The sequence below is a fragment of the Cryobacterium sp. Hz9 genome (assembly GCF_004402825.1).
GTDB lineage: Bacteria > Actinomycetota > Actinomycetes > Actinomycetales > Microbacteriaceae > Cryobacterium > Cryobacterium gelidum.
The window spans coordinates 254740-272558 of sequence record NZ_SOFC01000014.1; the positions used below are offsets into that span (position 1 = coordinate 254740).

The 17819-nt window shown below is 66.7% G+C and carries 17 protein-coding genes; 10 read left to right on the forward strand and 7 right to left on the reverse strand.

All coding sequences use genetic code 11. The features are described from left to right. Nucleotide 1 precedes the first annotated feature (1 nt). The 4 genes from E3N85_RS07990 to E3N85_RS08005 all read right to left on the reverse strand — a co-directional run bounded on the left by E3N85_RS07990 (nt 2) and on the right by E3N85_RS08005 (nt 4638). Nucleotides 2-304, reverse strand: a complete 303-nt coding sequence (locus E3N85_RS07990; RefSeq protein ID WP_134461783.1) for a rhodanese-like domain-containing protein — start codon at nt 302-304, stop codon at nt 2-4. Continuing rightward, complete coding sequence (locus E3N85_RS07995; RefSeq protein WP_134461786.1) at nt 301-1968, reverse strand: FAD-dependent oxidoreductase; 1668 nt, start codon at nt 1966-1968, stop codon at nt 301-303. Before E3N85_RS07995 ends, E3N85_RS07990 begins: the two co-directional genes overlap by 4 nt. A gap of 199 nt (nt 1969-2167) precedes the next feature. After that, nucleotides 2168-4414 (reverse strand): cation-translocating P-type ATPase, encoded by a 2247-nt coding sequence (locus E3N85_RS08000; protein ID WP_134461789.1) that lies wholly within the window; start codon nt 4412-4414, stop codon nt 2168-2170. After that, complete coding sequence (locus E3N85_RS08005) at nt 4414-4638, reverse strand: heavy-metal-associated domain-containing protein (protein WP_134461792.1); 225 nt, start codon at nt 4636-4638, stop codon at nt 4414-4416. Before E3N85_RS08005 ends, E3N85_RS08000 begins: the two co-directional genes overlap by 1 nt. Before the next feature lie 137 nt (nt 4639-4775). On the opposite strand from E3N85_RS08005, the gene E3N85_RS08010 reads away from it, so the two are divergent. Together E3N85_RS08010 and E3N85_RS08015 are read left to right on the forward strand one after the other, a co-directional pair. Then, nucleotides 4776-5093, forward strand: coding sequence for a metal-sensitive transcriptional regulator (locus E3N85_RS08010; protein ID WP_134462231.1), 318 nt, complete (start codon nt 4776-4778; stop codon nt 5091-5093). Between the two features lie 90 nt (nt 5094-5183). Continuing rightward, nucleotides 5184-5870, forward strand: coding sequence for a response regulator transcription factor (locus tag E3N85_RS08015; protein WP_134461795.1), 687 nt, complete (start codon nt 5184-5186; stop codon nt 5868-5870). On the opposite strand, the gene E3N85_RS17025 is transcribed toward E3N85_RS08015, so the two are convergent. Both E3N85_RS17025 and E3N85_RS08025 read right to left on the reverse strand, forming a co-directional pair. Then, on the reverse strand, nt 5770-7641 hold the full coding sequence (locus E3N85_RS17025) for a GAF domain-containing sensor histidine kinase (RefSeq protein ID WP_134461798.1): 1872 nt from the start codon (nt 7639-7641) through the stop codon (nt 5770-5772). The genes E3N85_RS08015 and E3N85_RS17025 overlap by 101 nt on opposite strands. A 66-nt stretch (nt 7642-7707) precedes the next feature. Next, the gene (locus E3N85_RS08025) at nt 7708-8562 is read right to left on the reverse strand and encodes a universal stress protein (RefSeq protein ID WP_134461801.1); all 855 of its coding nucleotides are present in this window, start codon (nt 8560-8562) and stop codon (nt 7708-7710) included. 255 nt (nt 8563-8817) lie between these two features. On the opposite strand from E3N85_RS08025, the gene E3N85_RS08030 reads away from it, so the two are divergent. The 4 genes from E3N85_RS08030 (at nt 8818) to E3N85_RS08045 (ending at nt 12480) form a co-directional block, all read left to right on the forward strand. Continuing rightward, complete coding sequence (locus E3N85_RS08030; protein ID WP_134461804.1) at nt 8818-9873, forward strand: zinc-dependent alcohol dehydrogenase family protein; 1056 nt, start codon at nt 8818-8820, stop codon at nt 9871-9873. A 25-nt stretch (nt 9874-9898) separates the two neighbouring features. Continuing rightward, nucleotides 9899-10468: a flavodoxin domain-containing protein gene (locus tag E3N85_RS08035; RefSeq protein ID WP_134461807.1), complete on the forward strand. Its 570-nt coding sequence runs from the start codon at nt 9899-9901 to the stop codon at nt 10466-10468. Nucleotides 10469-10577: 109 nt separating this feature from the next. Next, entirely contained in the window at nt 10578-11441 is an 864-nt protein-coding gene (locus E3N85_RS08040) for a universal stress protein (protein ID WP_134461810.1), read from the forward strand. 121 nt (nt 11442-11562) lie between these two features. Further along, nucleotides 11563-12480, forward strand: coding sequence for a hypothetical protein (locus E3N85_RS08045; RefSeq protein WP_134461813.1), 918 nt, complete (start codon nt 11563-11565; stop codon nt 12478-12480). On the opposite strand, the gene E3N85_RS08050 is transcribed toward E3N85_RS08045, so the two are convergent. After that, nucleotides 12477-13250, reverse strand: coding sequence for an NUDIX hydrolase (locus tag E3N85_RS08050; protein ID WP_134461816.1), 774 nt, complete (start codon nt 13248-13250; stop codon nt 12477-12479). The genes E3N85_RS08045 and E3N85_RS08050 overlap by 4 nt on opposite strands. Before the next feature lie 161 nt (nt 13251-13411). On the opposite strand from E3N85_RS08050, the gene E3N85_RS08055 reads away from it, so the two are divergent. The 4 genes from E3N85_RS08055 to E3N85_RS08070 all read left to right on the forward strand — a co-directional run bounded on the left by E3N85_RS08055 (nt 13412) and on the right by E3N85_RS08070 (nt 17798). Next, nucleotides 13412-14467 carry a 2,3-butanediol dehydrogenase gene (locus E3N85_RS08055; RefSeq protein ID WP_134461818.1) on the forward strand — a complete coding sequence of 352 codons (1056 nt, stop codon included), beginning with the start codon at nt 13412-13414 and terminating at the stop codon, nt 14465-14467. A gap of 65 nt (nt 14468-14532) precedes the next feature. Then, on the forward strand, nt 14533-15309 hold the full coding sequence (locus E3N85_RS08060) for an MBL fold metallo-hydrolase (RefSeq protein ID WP_134461821.1): 777 nt from the start codon (nt 14533-14535) through the stop codon (nt 15307-15309). Nucleotides 15310-15680: 371 nt separating this feature from the next. Then, nucleotides 15681-17156 (forward strand): MFS transporter, encoded by a 1476-nt coding sequence (locus tag E3N85_RS08065; protein ID WP_134461824.1) that lies wholly within the window; start codon nt 15681-15683, stop codon nt 17154-17156. Between the two features lie 144 nt (nt 17157-17300). Then, nucleotides 17301-17798 carry a universal stress protein gene (locus tag E3N85_RS08070; RefSeq protein ID WP_134461827.1) on the forward strand — a complete coding sequence of 166 codons (498 nt, stop codon included), beginning with the start codon at nt 17301-17303 and terminating at the stop codon, nt 17796-17798. Nucleotides 17799-17819: the final 21 nt, after the last annotated feature.

Below are 17819 nucleotides of genomic sequence, written 5' to 3' on the forward strand. Positions count from 1 at the left end.
CTCAGGCTCCCTGCTCGGTGGGAAGCCCGGCCCGCTGCCAGGCAGTGGTGCCGCCGGCAATGTTGATGGCGTCGTGGCCCGTCGCGGCCAGGTACTCGGCCACCTGCGCGCTGCGTCCGCCGATGGCGCAGATGACGTGCACCGGCACATCCGCTGGAATCTCGCTTATTCGTGCGACGACCTCGCTCATCGGAATGTGCGTCACTCCGGGCACGTGGGCGGCTTCGTACTCCCACAATTCGCGCACATCGATCACGACGGGCTCGGCGAGCGCGGACAGCTCGGTAACGGTGATCTCCTTCATGCGAGGACCCTTTCAGCAGTGGGGGGAACAATAATGCTAGACGTTCCGGCAAGCCAGGTGCGATAGCCGCCGTCGAGATTGCGCACGTCGAATCCGTGCTGGGTGAGAATGCGAGCGGCGGTGTGCCCGCGCTGGCCAACCTGGCAGTGCACGATCAGCGGCACCCGCGGCAGTTCGTCCTGCCGTGCGCGCAGGTCGTCGAGCGATACGTTGAGCGCTCCGGGAATGCTGCCCGCGGCAAATTCGCCCGCGGAGCGCACGTCGACGAGCACGGCGCCATTCGTGCGGGCCGCATCCAGCTCGTGCCACTGCAGACTCCGGCTCGCACCCTGCGCGAGGTTGTCGGCGACGTAGCCGAGCTGGTTGATCGGGTCTTTCGCCGAGGCGTACTGCGGGGCGTAGGCGAGTTCGAGACGCGTCAAGGCGGAGGCGCTCAGCCCGGCCGCCATCGCGACCGCCAGCACGTCGATGCGCTTGTCCACCCCCGCACCACCCACGATCTGCGCGCCGAGGATGGCGTCGGTCTCGGCGTCGATGAGAAGTTTGATGGACATCCCCTGCGCGCCGGGATAGTAGCCGGCGTGGTTGGCGGGGTGGGTGTGCGCGATGCGGTGGGCACGCCCGGCGGCGACGAGGCGCTTCTCGTTCCAGCCGACCAGTGCCACGGTCAGGCCAAAGATTCCGACGATTCCGGTGCCGAGGGCCGGGGCGGCCTGCTCGGGGGTGCCGGCGATGCTGTCGGCGACGGAGCGCCCGTGGCGGTTGGCGAGGCCGGCCATGGTGACGAGCGCGCCGGAGCCGTCGACGGCATCTGTTTTCTCCACGCCGTCGCCGACCGCGAAGATGAGCGGGTCGCTCGTGGCCTGGGTACCATCAACCCAGATGCCGCCGTTCTCGCCGATTCTCAGGCCGGCCCGCTCAGCAAGGGTCAGGTCGGGGCGCACGCCGCTCGCGTCGATCACCAAGTCGGCGGGCACAGTCGTGCCGTCACTGAGTGTCACGACGCCGGGGGCGGAGGCGCTGCTGACGGTCGTGCTCAGTCGCACGTCGACGCCGCGTTCGCGCAGCCGGTCGAGCACCGGCGCGACCATTTCCGCATCGAGGGGGGTGAAAATCTGGGGTCCACGCTGCACGAGCGTCACGTGCACGCCGCGGAGCACGAGGTTCTCGACGGCTTCGAGGCCGATGAATCCGCCGCCGATGACCACAGCGGATGCCGCGCCCATACTCGCCAGCACCGCGGTGATGTGATCGACGTCGTCGACCGTGCGCAGCGTGTGGGTGGGAATCGTGCCGTCCTCGGACGCACCGGAGCGGGCGGTGGCGCCGGCGGCGAGCACGAGGCGATCGTAGCCCTCCACAGTTTCGGCGCCGGTGAGCAGATTGCGCACCGAGACGGTCTGGGCGACGCGGTCGATCCGCACGACCTCGGTATCGATGCGCACGTCGAGCCCGAAGCGGCTACCGAGGGATTCCGGGGTCTGCAACAACAGGTCGTCGCGATGACGGATGACTCCCCCCACGAAATACGGCAGACCACAGTTCGCAAACGACACGTAGTGCCCGCGCTCGAACACGATGATCTCGGCCGCCTCGTCGAGTCGGCGCAACCTGGTCGCCGCTGACATTCCGCCCGCAACCCCGCCCACGATGATGATTTTCACGTTTACCTCCGTCGTCAGGATACCCTAGAGGGTATATGCGCGCAAACGCAGAGCCGCGGCGGCATCCGCATTGTTGGCGGCAGCAGCGGCAGCATCCGCTCGCTCCGGGCCCACCTTGTGCAACCGGGCGTACTTTCTATCGTGCGCCCGACAATTTAACGTGCGCCCGGCTCCGCAAGCCCGCGAACTGAGGTGCGCGTCAGGGGGTCGGCAGCGCTCGGAACCCGCGCAGGCGCAGGCTGTTAGTCACCACGAAGACAGACGACAGGGCCATCGCGGCGCCCGCGATGAGTGGATTGAGCAGTCCGGCCATCGCGAGCGGAATCGCCGCGACGTTGTAGGCGAAGGCCCAGAACAGGTTGGCCTTGATCGTCGTCAGGGTGCGGCGAGACAGCCGGATGGCATCCGCTGCTGCGAGCAAATCGGTCCGCATGAGGGTGAGGTCGCTCGCTTCGATGGCCACGTCGGTACCCGAACCCATGGCAATGCCCAGGTCGGCCGTGGCGAGAGCGACGGCATCGTTCACGCCGTCCCCGACCATGGCGACCACGCGCCCCTGCGACTGCAGGTCGCGAATAACCCGAGCTTTGCCTTCGGGTAGCACCCCCGCGGTGACGTCGGTGATGCCGACCTCGGCCGCGACACTCTCCGCCACGGCCAAGTTGTCGCCGGTGACGAGCAACGGCGTCAGGCCCATCGCACGAAACTGAGCGATCGCAGCGGCACTCGTGGGCTTGATTGTGTCGGCAACCGTGATTACTCCGCGCACCTTGCCCTCCCAGGCGACCATCACGGCCGTCCTGCCATGCGCCTCGGCGGTGCCGACCATGGCCTGCAACTCGATCGGCACGGTCAGGCTCCACCGCTCGATGAGCCAGGCCGGTCGACCGACCAGAATCTGTCGCCCACCCACCGTCGCCTGCACTCCGAGCCCCTGCTCCGACATAAACGCCGACGCGTCGGGCAACGCTCCCAGCCGGTCGCGGGCACCCGCGGTGATGGCGCGCGCGATCGGGTGCTCCGACCCGCTCTCTGCCGCCCCCGCCAGCAGCAGGAGCTCGTTTTCATCGCCACACTCGTGCACGTCGACGTTCGAGAGCGTCATACGCCCGGTGGTGACCGTGCCGGTCTTGTCAAGAACGATCGTGTCGACGCGGCGCGTGGATTCCAGAACCTGCGGTCCCTTGATCAGAATGCCGAGCTGGGCACCACGCCCGGTCCCCACCAGCAACGCGGTCGGCGTGGCCAGCCCGAGCGCGCACGGGCAGGCAATGATAAGCGTCGCCACGGCTGCGGTGAACGCCATCGCAGCGCCCGCGCCGACCAGCAGCCAGCCGACCAGAGTGGCCAGGGCCAGCCCGATCACGATCGGCACGAACACGCCGGAGACCCGATCGGCCAGGCGCTGCACCTCGGCCTTGCCGGTCTGCGCCTGCTCCACCAGCCGGCCGATATGGGCCAGCTCGGTATCGGCGCCGACCTGCGTCGCCCGCACCACGAGGCGCCCGCCGGAATTCAGGGTGGCGCCCACAACGCTGTCGCCGGGCCCAACCTCGATCGGCACCGATTCGCCGGTGAGCAGGCTCGCATCGATAGCGGATGACCCATCAACGATCACCCCGTCGGTCGCGACCTTCTCCCCCGGTCGCACGACAAACTGGTCGCCAGCCACGAGCAGCGCGGTGCTGATGCGACTCTCCACGCCGTCTCGCAACAGCGTAGTCTCCTTCGCGCCGAGTTCGAGCAGTGCCTGCAGTGCCGCGCCGGAGTTGCGCTTGGCCCGCGCTTCCGCGTAGCGACCGGCCAGAATAAACACGGTGACAGCGGATGCCACCTCGAGATAGATCTCGTCGGCGCCGCTTCCCGGGGTGGCCGAGAAGGTGAAGCTCATGGTCATGCCGGCCATTCCGGCCATGCCGAAGAACAGGGCGTAGAGCGACCAGCCGAGGGCGGCGAGCACGCCGACGCTGACCAGGGTGTCCATGGTCGCGGCTCCGTGGCGGGCGTTCACCCAGGCTGCGCGGTGGAACGGCCAGGCACCCCAGGTGGCGACGGGGGCCGCGAGGGTCAGGGCCAGCCACTGCCAGTTTTCGAACTGCAGCACGGGAATCATCGACAGGGCGGCGACCGGCAGGGTCAGCGCGGCCGACAACAGCAGACGTTGACGCAGGGCCGACACCTCCAGCTCGGCGGCGTCGGGCACGCTGGAGTTCGGCGGAGTCGGCAGCGGCTGTACGGCCGTGTAACCCGTGGCTTCGATGGTCTTGATGGCATCGTCGACGCTCGTGCCGGCGGGCACGAAAACGCTCGCCTTTTCGGTGGCGTAGTTGACCGTGGCGGCGACCCCGGGCATCCGGTTGAGTTTCTTCTCAATGCGGGCCGCGCAGGAGGTGCAGGTCATCCCCCCGACGAGGAGATCAACCTGCTGGCCGAGGTCTGAGGTCATCAGGCCGCGGCGACCAGCTGGTAGCCCGCCTCCTCGACGGCTGCGGCGACCAGGGCGCGGTCCAACGTGTCGGCACTCGTGACGGTGACCTGCGAGGTGCCACCCTTGACCAGTTCCACGGTGACGTTTTCGGCACCCGCGATGAGGCCGATCTCTTCGGTCACGCTCGCGACGCAGTGGCCGCAGGTCATTCCGTCAACGCCGTAGGCGGTCGTGGTGCTCATGGTGGTACCTCACTGTCTTCTACCCTCGAATGGGCCGTCCTTCGAGCATACCCCTTGGGGGTACTGATCCCCTACTATACCCCGAGGGGGTACAGTAGGAAACGGGGAGATTCATGAGCGACGCAGAGGACATTGTTATGCACGAGTCAGACCCGGCCGAGACCCACGACGGCCCACACGGCTACATCTCGAACAAGGACGCCTACCTGAAACGCCTGCGCCGCATCGAGGGCCAGGCCCGCGGGCTGCAGGGCATGGTCACCGACGACAAGTACTGCATCGACATTTTGACCCAGATCTCAGCCATGACGAGCGCTCTCGAATCGGTTGCTCTCGGCCTGCTCGACGACCACCTCAACCACTGCGTGTTGCACGCGGCCATGGCCGGTGGCACCGAAGCCGAGGCCAAGCTGCAGGAGGCATCGGCGGCCATCGCCCGGCTGGTGCGGTCCTGAAGACCGGACCTTTGGCCCTAGTCGTCGGGCACGGCCGCGCGCGACACTGATAATACGTAAAGCCTGCGTGCTCATTCGGGAAGGACCACCATGAACCCGCCGCACAGCGCGCCCCCGACGACAATGAAGGCGACCGCTGCCGACGCCATTCGCGTCTTCATTCTCGACGACCATGAACTGGTGCGCCGCGGCCTGCGTGAACTTCTCGAGGGTGAAGGTTTCAACGTCGTCGCCGACAGCGGCCTCGCAGCGGAAGCCACCGTCATGATTTTGCAGCTTCGCCCCGATGTGGCCATTCTCGACGCCCGCCTGCCCGACGGCACGGGCATCGAGGTCTGCCGCGACGTACGTTCGGTCAACCCCACCCAGCAGTGCCTCATCCTCACCAGCTACGACGACGAGCAGGCGCTGCGCGGTGCGGTGCTGGCGGGTGCAGCCGGCTACGTGTTGAAGGAGATTCGCAGTACCGACCTGCTCGGCAAGATCCAGCGCGCGGCCGCTGGGGAATCCCTGTTCGACCCGACGCTCAAGGCGAGCATCATCGCCGGGCTGGCCGATCCGCAAGACGCCCGGCTCGCCTCACTCACCGCCCAGGAACGCAAAGTTCTCGACCTGATCGGCGACGGCCTGACCAACCGTGAAATCGGTAAGACCATGTTTCTGGCCGAGAAAACGGTCAAGAACTACGTGTCGTCGATGCTGGCGAAGCTGGATTTTCAGCGCCGAACCCAGGCTGCCGTGTACGTCGCGAAACGTGGAGACGAACACCCACGGTAACCTCCGGCACCGGCGCCGACCAGCGCAACCGCGTTCCCTCGCCCAAAACGCTGCGCACCGAGAACTTTCCGCCGAGCAGCGTCGCGCGCTCCTTGAGGTTGTCGAGGCCGCTGCGCCGGATGGGTTTAATGAACCCGCAGCCGTTGTCGGCGATGACAAGTTTGATGCGATCAGTGTCGGCGTCGACCGCGATGTCGATCGCGCTCGCCTGGGAATGCCGCGCGGCATTGCTGAGCCCCTCCGAGATGACCGCGAGCAGGCTGCTGCTCAGGTCATCAGCGAGCGGCGCGTCGATCGGCCCTGACAAGCGGATGCGCGGCGCATACGACAGACTCGCCGCGCCCTCCTTGATCACGGTCAGAATGCGGCTGCTGAGCGTGCCGGTGTCCTGCGCCATGCCGCGCAGCGAATAGATCGTGTCGCGCAACTCGCGGATGGTGTCATCGAGCTCGGTGGTGACGGCGTTGATGCGGTCGAGCGCTACGGAATCGTTGGTGAACCGCCGCAGACTCTGTATGCTCAGCCCGGCGGCGAATAGCCGCTGAATGACCAGGTCGTGCAGGTCGCGGGCGATGCGGTCGCGGTCACCGAGCACGGCCTGCTCTTCGCGCATGCGATGCACCGAGGCCAGTTCCAGGGCGAGCGACACCTGGGTGCCGAATACCGCGCTCATCTCCACATCGGTGAGGCTGTATCCAGTGGATGCGGGTGCGCGCGACAGCAAAATGACTCCCTGCCCGTCGCCGGCCGGGCCCAGGGCAGCAATGAGCGTGGAACCCAACTGCGACCACTGGGCAGCCGAGCCGGGCGCGGCATCCGCGCTCTGCAGTGGCGGGCGAGCGAGCGTGACGGACCGGCCGGTAGCCTGCAGCTCGCGCAGAACGCCGGGCTGCAGCAGTACGGTCGCGCCGACCAGCGCCGCGGCGGTCGTGGCAGCTGCAGTGCCAGCAATGCCAGCAATGCCAGCAATGCCAGCAGTGCTGGTGCCAGCCGTGGTGGTGCCAGCTGCGGTGGTGCCAGCTGCGGTGGTGCCAGCCGTGGTGGTGCCAGCTGGCGTTCCGGCCGCGGCCGCACAGTAGAGGCTGTCGTCGGTGGGAAACCCGATCACGGCCAGTTCGGCGCCCGACGCCGCGAGTACCCGCTGAACGACGAGATTGAGACCGTCGCCGTCACCGTCGACCGGTCGCAGCAGGTCGCGGCCCATCGCAGCGACCGCTTCGAGCCAACCTGAGCGGGCACGGGACTCATCGTAGAGACGAGCGTTCTCGATCGTGACGCCGGCAGCCGCGGCGAGCGCGACGGCCAGTTCCTGGTCTTCGTCCGTGAAGTCGCCGCCACCTTCTTTCTCGGTGAGATAAAGGTTGCCGAAGACCGTGTCGCGCACCCGCACCGGAACGCCGAGAAACGACTTCATCGGCGGGTGATGTGCGGGAAAGCCGAAGGAGTCCGGGTGATCGTGCAGATCGTGCAGGCGAAGGGGATGGGGTTCGCGAATGAGCAGGCCGAGCACGCCGTGCCCGACCGGCAGAGCGCCGATCTGACGAATCGTCTCCTGGTCAAAGCCCACGGTGACGAAGTGGCTGAGCGCCTGGTCGGGGCCGATCACGCCGAGGGCGCCGAAACGGGCCTGCACGAGCTGGCAGGCCGCCGTGACGACGCGTTCGAGCACCGCTTCGAGGCTGAGGTCTTCAGCCACCGATACGACAGCGTCGAGCAGGCCGCGCATGCGTTCCTGGGTGAGGGCAAGTTCGGTGGCGGTCTGATCCGTCATCGTCCTCCCCCACCCTCAGCGTGCCATCTGGTGTTCTCACCTTGGCACGACTGAGTGGTGATGACCCTACTTCCGGCTGGTTCTGGTGACAATCGTCGGGCAGGTGATGTGCAGTAGCACCTCGTGGCTGACCGAACCCATCAGCAGGCGCTGCAGCGAGCCCCGGCCCCGGCTGCCGACCACCAGCATCTGGGCATGCTGGGCCGCGGCGACGAGCGCGCGGGCTGGCGATTCGTCGGTCTCGAGAACCTGATGCACCACGAGGTCGGGATAACGCGCGGTGAGACCGGCCACGGATTGGGCGAGCACGACGCGTTCTTCTTCCATGCGCTCGGTCACGGCGTCGGCCGGAATTTTGCGCAGCACACGACGGTTCGGCAGGTGTACCGCGTAAAGGGCGTACAAATCCTGGCCGGTGCGGTCGGCCTCGGCGGCGGCGAACGTCACTGCGGCGATCGAATCGGCCGACCCGTCGACGCCGACGTAGACGCCGGAGCGCACGGTTTCGGGCAACGACGGGATAACGGCGACGGGACAGGCAGCCAGCGCGGCAATCTGCAGGCTCACGCTGCCAAACAATTCGCCCTCAACCCGGCCCTTGCGGTCTGTGCCCACGACGATGAGGTCGGCGTCTTTGGACAGCTCGCTGAGCACGCGCGGGGCGCTGCCGGTGCGAAGGTCGGTGCGGGTGGCCACGGCGGGGGCCAGAGTTGCGGCGCGGGCTCCGGCCTCGGTGAGCAGTTTCTTCTCGGCGTCGAGAATGGAGTCGTAGTAGCCGTAGCCGTCGGCCAGCCAGGTTTCGTACACGGTGTGCACGAGGGTTACCGGGCTTTTGACGCTGTCGGCCCGGGCCATGGCCCAGGCGAGGGCGGTCTCGCCGGCAGCCGATTCGTCGATGCCGACCACAATCATCCGCTTCATTGCTCTACCTCGATCTGAATCAGTGGTCGCAGCAGTGGAGTCCCCCGCTACGGGTGAGGAGCTGCTGCCCCATCGCCTTGACGCCATCCTGTCAGCCGACAGCGCGAACGCCTAGGGCCGGAAGTCCCGATTAGGTGCCCAATCCGCGGTCTCGGCCCAACGGGACTTTCGGCCCTAGCCGCACCGGCCCGCCGGTCGTATCGTGATTGTGACGGGCCGCTTGCCCGCCCACATTCGCGAATCAAGGAGATGCCCGTGAAGGCACTGGTTTACGGCGGCCCCGGTCTGAAGAGCTGGACCGATGTTCCCGATCCGACCCTGCAGAAGTCGACCGATGCGATCGTGCGGGTGGACACCACTACGATCTGCGGCACCGACCTGCATATTCTCAAGGGCGACGTTCCCGCCGTCACGGTCGGGCGTATCCTGGGCCACGAAGGTGTCGGTACCATCACCGAGCTCGGCTCCTCCGTGAGCAACCTGAAGGTCGGCGACCGGGTCATCATCTCCTGCATCAAGAGCTGTGGCCACTGCAGCAATTGCGCAAACGGACTCTACTCGCACTGTCTGGGCGACGAGGGCGCCTCCGGCATCGGCTGGGTCTTCGGACACCTCATCGACGGCACCCAGGCTGAGTTCGTGCGCGTGCCCTACGCCGATAATTCCCTGCACAAGCTGCCCGAGGGCGTCAGTGACGACCAAGCCGTCATGCTCAGCGATATTCTGCCGACCGGTTTTGAGATCGGCGTGCAGTACGGCCGGGTCAAGCCCGGCGATGTCGTCGCTGTGATCGGCGCCGGTCCGGTCGGGCTCGCCGCTATCGCCACCGCGGGCCTGTACGGCGCCGCGACCATCATCGCGATCGATCTCGACCACAACCGACTCGAGCGGGCCCGCGACTTCGGCGCTACCGACACGGTCGTTTCCGGTGCCGCCGACTGGAAGGAACAGGTTTTGGCACTCACCGACGGCGCGGGCGTCGACGTGGCCATCGAGGCCGTCGGCATTCCGCAGACCTTCACCATGGCCACCGAGATCGTGCGCCCGGGCGGCAACGTCGCCAACGTCGGCGTGCACGGCAAGCCGGTCGACCTGCACCTCGAGAACCTGTGGATTCAGAACATCACCATCAGCATGGGCCTGGTCAACGCCAACACCACGAAGATGCTGCTGAAGCTCGTAGCGAGCAAGAAGCTGCCGGCCGAAAAACTGGCCACGCACCACTTCAGCTTCGACCAGTTTCTCGAGGCCTACGACACTTTTGGTCGTGCGAGCGAAACCAAGGCGCTCAAGGTCATCATTTCCCGCTAGCTCTCGTCGCTCTTCTGGAGGTTCCATGCGCGCCCTGATCGTCTACGAATCGATGTACGGCAATACCCGTCTCATCGCCGAGGCGATCGGGCGCGGCCTGGCCCCCGCCGAGGTGATCCTCGTACCCACCGCTCAGGCCGCGGGGGTGAACCTGTCGCAGGTCGACCTGCTCGTGGTCGGCGGCCCCACCCACGTGCACGGCATGAGCCGGCCGCGCACCCGCCAGGGCGCCATCGACGCCGCAGTCACGCCCCAGCGCACCCTTCACCTCGAAGCGGATGCCGCCGGTACCGGCGTGCGCGAATGGCTCGCACCCCTGAGCGGGCTGGTCTGCCGCGCTGCGGCGTTTGACACCCGGCAGGAGGGTCCGATCCTGCTGACCGGGCACGCGGCCAAGAGCATTGGCAAGCACCTGCTCGAAGCGGGCGCCGATCTCGTCGCCGACGCAATGAGTTTTCTGGTGACCAAGAGCACGGTTCTGGTGCCGGGTGAGGTGCGCCGCGCCGAAGCCTGGGGCGCCATGCTCCTCAAGCAGGTGACAGCCCCGCCGCGGCATCCGTCGGTCGACACGGGATCGATCACAATCGCGACGTGACTTAAGGCCCTACTTCGGCGCGCCGGCCGCGGCTAGCGTGAAGAACACTCGTTACTGACGGTCGCGACATTTCCACTCGCTGCCCGGCACCACAGAAGGGATAGAGCTCATGATGCACACGCTCACACGGAGCCAGACGGTAGTCGCCTGGGATGGGTCGGAACCGGCCAGAACTGCCCTGGCTTGGTCGCTCGCCCGTGCCGCCGGCGGCGACTTCACCCTGGTGCGTGTGCTTGACCGTACGGTATCGACGGCCGACTACTTCACGGAGGAATCCACCACCGTGCGTGCTCGCGAGGTCTTGAAGGACGATGCCGACCGGGTGAGCGCTCAGTATCCGACTCTCACCGTGCACGCCGATCTGCGCTCCGGCGACCCGATCACCGAACTGCGGGCGTTGAGCGCACCTGACACCCTGGTCGTGGTCGGAACGCACCGCCGCCGCGGCTCTACCCTGCGTTACGAATGGTCGATGGGGGCCAGGCTGGCCGGTTCGGCCAACGGACCGATCGCGATCATTCCGGAGAGTGATGACACACACCACACCGGTATCGTGGTCGGCGTCGACGGTTCGGTGGCGTCGAACGCTGCCGTGGACTTCGCCGCTGCCGAGGCGGATCGCACCGGTCAGGAACTGCACGCGATCCACGCCTGGCAGGAACCGCTGGTCTGGCGCGATACGACCGAACCCGACGGACGCTTTCTGCAGACGCTCGAGACCTCGCATCGGCACGTCCTCGACCAGTCGCTGCTCGCCATCTCCCGGCGCTATCCAGCGCTCAACATTCGCGCCTCGCTCGTGCGCGGCGCCCCGCAATCGGCGCTGCTCGACGCCGCCCGTGGGGCAGCGCTGCTCGTCGTCGGCGACCACGGGCTCACCGCGGTGTCGAAAGTGCTGCTCGGTTCGGTGAGCCACTCGATCGTGCTGAACCTTCAGTCGCCGATGGTGGTCATCCCGGCCCCGTCCGACTAGCGAGTCTGCCCAGACCACCAGCGGCTCGCGGCACTCGTTTGGCACGCGGGCACCCCTAGGGACGAGTGCCCGCTTCTCGCAGGCGTGCCGCGAGCCGGCTGGCCACGGTTAGGGTTTTGGTATGAGCACATTCGCGCTGCCCCGTCGTCTTCTGCGCATTGTGGCGACCGGGGTGGCCCTCGCCGGGCTCGCGGCGACGCTCATCGCGCTGCCGTCACCGCCGGTCGCCGCAGCGCCGCTATTCACCGCCAGCACCGACCCCGCGCCCTTCGACCCGGGCCTCATCATCAGCGATTACAACTTCTTCAACCCCGACAGTCTCACCGAGAGTGAGATTCAGGATTTTCTTGAAAAGCGCTCGTGCCGGCCGAGCGACGGTGTGCCGTGTCTCTGGGAATACCGCGAGACGACGACCAGCCAACCGGCGAAGGGTGACGGGCACTGCCTGCCCTACTCCGGCGCCGAGAACGAGACGGCCGCTCGCATCATCGCGAAGATCGCGGCGGCGTGCACGATCAGCCCCGAGGTCTTGCTGGTGTTGCTGCAGAAGGAGCAGTCCCTGCTGACCCGGCCGAGCGCATCCGGTTATTTGCGCGCCACGGGCTATGGCTGCCCGGACACCGCGGACTGCGACGCCCAGTACTTCGGATTTTTCAATCAGGTCTACAACGCGGCCTGGCAGTTTCGCCAGTACACGCAGGAGCCCGACCGGGCTTTCCAGGTCGGAACCGTCGACGTTGGCTTCAATCCCAGCGCCGAGTGCGGGTCCGCCGCCGTCTCCATCGCGAACCAGGCCACGGCCAACCTGTACAACTACACGCCGTACCAGCCCAACCCGGTTGCCGTCGAGAACGCCGGTGACGAGGGCGACGGATGCTCGACCTACGGCAACCTGAATTTCTGGCTGTTCTTCACCGACTGGTTCGGGGATTCGGCCCGTGAACCGTTCTCGGTCGTCTTCGACGACTGCCTGCACTTCGTCGACGGTCAGGGCTGCCCGCCCGTGTCGCTACTGCCGACCGTTCCCGCTGCCGGCTAGCTCAGCCCGCTCGTGCTGTACACCCACGGCACCTGGCCGATCTCCAGGCGGTGCCGCCCCCCGGCCCGCTCGGCGAGCGCATCATCATCGTAGGCGACATCACCGGACCAGAACAGCACCGGCCCACGCTCGCTGGCCCCGAGCCGGGTTTCGTAGTGCGTTACCCCGCGCTGCCTCGCAACTGCCATGATCTCGGCCACCGACCCGTGCCCCTGCATCCCGTGCAGCGTGACCCAGGTCGGTGCCACGAGGGTCAAGGAAGCGGATGCGTGCCGCTCCAGCGCCGCCTCCGGCCTCAGCCAGGCATAGTCGATGACCTCGTCCTCGGCCAACACAATCGGCCCGTGCGGCGCCGCCGTGAGGTAGAACCAGGTGCGCAGCCGCTTCGGGGCACTGCGCGGCGGAACCCACAGGGCGGTCGCCACGAGCGCATCGGGCAAGACCGCCAGCCCGGTCTCCTCCCGCACCTCACGCACAGCGGCCCGGCGGGCGGCGAGCTGGTCGACGACGTCGTCTCGCGCGGCTGCAGCAGCGGTAATGGCAACCTCGAGGGGCGCGCCGGCGTCGCCGGCTGGCACTGCGGCATCCGTTGGCAGTCGGTCGCCGGGGTCGACTCCTCCGCCCGGAAACACCCAGGCGCCGGCGAACGACCCGCGGTGGCGGGGACGTTCGAGCAGCAGCACTTCGGGGCCATCTACGCTGTCACGCAGCAAAACGACGGTCGCCGCGTCTCCAATTGGTGCTGGCGCGACCTCGGTTTCTCGCGACATTGCCTGTCCTTCGGTGTCGGGTCGTGCACGTTTTCCCACCCTAATGCCACGCCCCGACCGGCACCGGAGGCAACCCGGACAGTAGGCTGAAAGTAGGACGGAATGCACCGCAGGTGCCACGAGGGCATCGTCGGGCTTCGGTGAGGGAGTAGTGACGCATCATGAAGGCAGCTCGTTTTCACGGCCCGGCGGACATTCGCATCGAGGAGATTCCGGAACCCACCCTTCGACCGGGAGCCGTCGCGATCGACGTGGCCTGGTGCGGCATCTGCGGCACAGACCTGCACGAGTACCTCGACGGGCCGATCTTCATTCCGGCCGAGGGACACCCACACCCCCTCTCGCACGAGGAAGAACCGGTCACGCTCGGCCATGAGTTCTCGGGCACGGTCACCGCACTCGGCGAGGGTGTGTCCGACCTCGCGGTCGGAGACAACGTCGTGGTCGAACCGTATTTCGTCTGCAACGAGTGCGCCCCCTGCCTGGCCGGCAACTACCACCTCTGCACGAAGATGGGCTTCATCGGCCTGGCTGGCGGAGGCGGCGGACTCAGCGAGAAGGTCGTCGTCGACCGCCGCTGGGTGCACGCCATCGGCGATATCCCCTTGGATGAAGCGGCGCTGATCGAGCCGCTCTCCGTTGCCCACCACGCCTTTGTGCGCAGTGGCGCGAAAGCCGGCGATGTCGCCCTCATCGGCGGGGCCGGCCCGATCGGACTGCTCGTCGCCGCCGTGCTCAAGGCCGAGGGCCTGACCGTGATCATGTCCGAGCTCAGCGAGGCTCGCAAGGAGAAAGCGCGAGTCACCGGGGTGGCAGACTACGTGCTCGATCCCAGCCAGGAAGACGTCGTCGCCCGGGTTCACGAACTCACGGGCGGTAACGGCGCCGACGTCTGCTTCGAGTGCACGAGCGTCAATGTCGTGCTGGGCCAGCTGTTCGACGCGGTGCGGCCTGCCGGTGTCATCGTCAATGTGTCGATCTGGGGCAAGCCGGCCAGCATCGACATGCAGAAGCTCGTACTCAAGGAGATCGACCTGCGCGGAACGATTGCCTACGTGCGCGATCACCCGGCCACCATCAAGCTCGTGCAGGACGGCCGGGTCAAGCTGGCGCCGTTCATCACCGGGCGCATCGCGCTCGACGATCTGATCGCCGAGGGCTTCGACACCCTGATCAACCACAACGAGACCGCGGTCAAGATCATCGTGCACCCCTGATTAGTGCCGGCAGCGGCACCTCGAGCATCGGGGTACCGGTCGTGGCAGTCGCTAAGCTGCGAGCTATGCCCGACGACAGCGCCCGCCCGCAGCGCACGAGCCCGCTCACCCGCAGCCTGCTCGCGCCAAACGCCGGTCCGATGACTCTCGACGGCACCAACACCTATCTGATCGGTGCGCCCGACTCGCGCTCGATTGTCGTCGTCGACCCCGGGCCGCTTGACGAGGGCCACCTGTCCACGCTCGCCGCTTCCGGCCGGGTCGAGCTCGTGCTGATCACGCACCGACACGCCGACCACACGGCGGCAAGCGAACGATTCGCGGCGCTCACCACCGCCCCGGTACGTGCGTTTGATCCCGCCTATTGCGTGAACGGTGACCCTCTCGTCGACGGGGAGCAGCTCTCAGCCGCTGGTACCAGCATCCGCGTTGTGGCCACGCCCGGGCACACCGACGACTCGATCTGCCTACATCTGCCCGGCGACGGCCTCACCGGCTCGGTGCTCACCGGCGACACCATTCTCGGCCGTGGAACGTCGATCATCGACGGCGCCCTCGCCGACTACCTGGCCTCGCTCGAGGCGCTGCGCGCGCTCGGGCCGGCCACCGTGCTGCCCGCGCACGGCCCGATACTGCCCGACCTCGCGGCGATCTGCACTGCCTACCTCGCGCATCGCCACGAACGACTCGACCAGGTGCGAGCTGCCCTCGCCACGTTCGGTTCTGAGGCGACGGTGGCCGAGGTCACCGATCTCGTTTACGCCCAAACGGATGCCGCGGTGCGGTTCGCCGCCGAGGCATCCGTTCGCGCGCAGCTGGCCTACCTGCGCGAACCGCGCTGACCGAGCTCGCGAGTCTACTTGCCGGGCTTCTTGTTCTCCAGGGCCCGGGCCGCCAGGGCGCGGCCTCGCGCAGCGGCAGTGTCTGCTGCAGCACTGAACCGGGTATTTCTGATCCCCGAGCTGGCGGTTCGTGCAACCTTGTTGCTTTGTTTGGGGTTTTGGGCCATGGTGCATTTTCCAATCACGTGAAACCGGGAGATAACTCCTTGTTTAACCCTATCCGCCCGAAGCCTCCGGCGCCTGTGTGGCACGCACGCGCCGTGATCGGCGCCCGGTATCCGCTTACGCGACGGCACCTAGAGGCCAGTCCAGGTAGTCCGCGTGCCGCACACCGTACTGGCCTGTGACCCTGGATCTAGAATCAATGGATCATGCCGAAGATCACTCCTCCCATCTCCGAGCATGCCGACAGGTCGAAGCGGCAAGCCTTCTGGGTGTGCGTCGGAGTTGCTTCGCTGACAATTCTCGACCTGTCCAAGATAAATGTTGGGTTACCGGCCATCGAGCAGTCGCTCGGCGGCGGTACCACCGAACTCCAGCTCCTCGTCGCTGGTTACGCACTCGCTTTTGGGCTCGCGCTGGTACCGTCCGGTCGGCTGGGCGACATTCATTCCCGGCGACTCATGTTCATTGTCGGCCTCAGCTCCTTCACGGTTGCAAGCATCCTGTGCGCGCTCGCGCCCACGATCGAATTCCTGATAGTGGCGCGTATCCTGCAGGGAATTGCTGCGGGAATTCAGATGCCGCAAGTACTCGGACTTATCCAACAGCTGTTCCAAGGCGCGGCACGAGGGCGCGCCTTCGGCTTGTTTGGAGCGGTCATCGGAGTTTCGACGGCCTTCGGACCGACCCTGGGTGGCCTCCTGATCGCCGTTGGCGGCCCCGATAACGGCTGGCGCCTGTCGTTTTGGATAAACGTGCCGCTGGGCCTTCTGGCACTCTTCTTCGCGATGCGAGTGCTTCCGAAACGCCAGAGTCATGCACGAGAACGCACGGGGCTCGACCTCGTCGGCATCCTGTTGCTGGGAATTGCCACTCTCGGCCTCATGCTTCCGTTCGTACTGACGACCGGCGCCCCAACGGATGACCCCCGCCGCTGGTTCTGGCTGATTGTGTTCGGTCTTTCCGGCGCCGCGTTCTTCTGGTGGGAACGGCGGTACCAGCACATCGGCAAGTCACCCGTTGTGAATTTCGCGCTCTTTCGCACGGCGTCCTATCGCAACGGGATACTGATCACCACGGCCTATTTTGCGGCGATTCCGCCATACTTTCTGCTGGTCACCCTTTTTCTGCAACAGGGCCTTGGGCTTGAGCCCGTCTTCGCCGGAATGGTGAGCATCTCCTTTGCCCTCGCCTCAGCGGTAACGTCGTGGATCGGCGGTCGCCTAGTCTTCCGTTGGGGCCGCCAGCTCGTCGCTCTCGGCCTGGTCACCGTCATGATCGGCTTCGTGCTCGTTCTACTGGCGGGATTATTCGCCTCGGTAGGCCTCGCACCGTGGCTGATCGCGGCAGCCATGACGATGACCGGTGTCGGTGGCGGCCTCGTCATCTCGCCGAACCAGACGCTCACCCTGACCGAGGTTCCAGTTACTCAGGGCGGCGTCGCCGGGTCGATGGCCCAGGTGGGTCAGCGGGTGGGAACGGCCATCGGAGTCGCGGCGATAATCTCGACCTTCTACGCAACGTTGTACGCGGAGGCGAGCCAGCCCGACCGCGTGCAGGTGTTTCGTGACGGCTTCCTCAACGGAATCCTGGTCGCGCTGGTACTCGTCGCCGTTGCCCTGGTATTCGCCCTGGTCGACCTGTTCGGGCACCGAACTGAAACGTCGGCCCTACCGAGGGCCTGAACGCAGACATGTCTTCGCCGATGAACGAAAATCTCCGCCTTGGTAAACGGCGAATCGGGGCGGAATCTGCCATGCTGGCCGTGAGTCGAGGTGCGATAGTCGGTCCTGTCCGCCTGCCGGGCGCCGTAGACAAGGGAGTGCAGCATGAGCGCGTGCGTGATTGTTGGGGTGGTGCCCGGCCAGCCGGACACCGTCGTGCAGCAGGCGGCCATGTTCGCGGCGCGTTTCAACGCTGAACTGGTGTGCGCATCGGTGGACGCCGGCCAGTACCAGGTGTACGACCTGGGCTACGGCACGATGACGAGTCTGCCATTCACTGCGGACTCGCCCGAACGTGCGGAGGAGAGATTCGACCCGGATCTCGCGGCGCGCCTGGCCGCGCTCCTCGACGGACGCGGTCTCACCTGGAGCACCCGTGCCCTGGTCGGTAATCCGGCCCAAGCCCTCGGCGACCTGGCCGACACGCTCAATGCGGCGATGATCGTGGTCGGAACCAGGGAGGCGACGTTGCGGGCCAGCCTGCAGGAGTTCATCAACGGTTCGGTGGCGGTGCAACTGGCGCACCGTCAGCATCGTCCGGTGGTCGTGATTCCGCTGGCCCCGGTTCCGTCTGACCAGGCCCTGCCCTGGGACCCCGCCTGATCGCGGGCCGCTCTAGTAAGA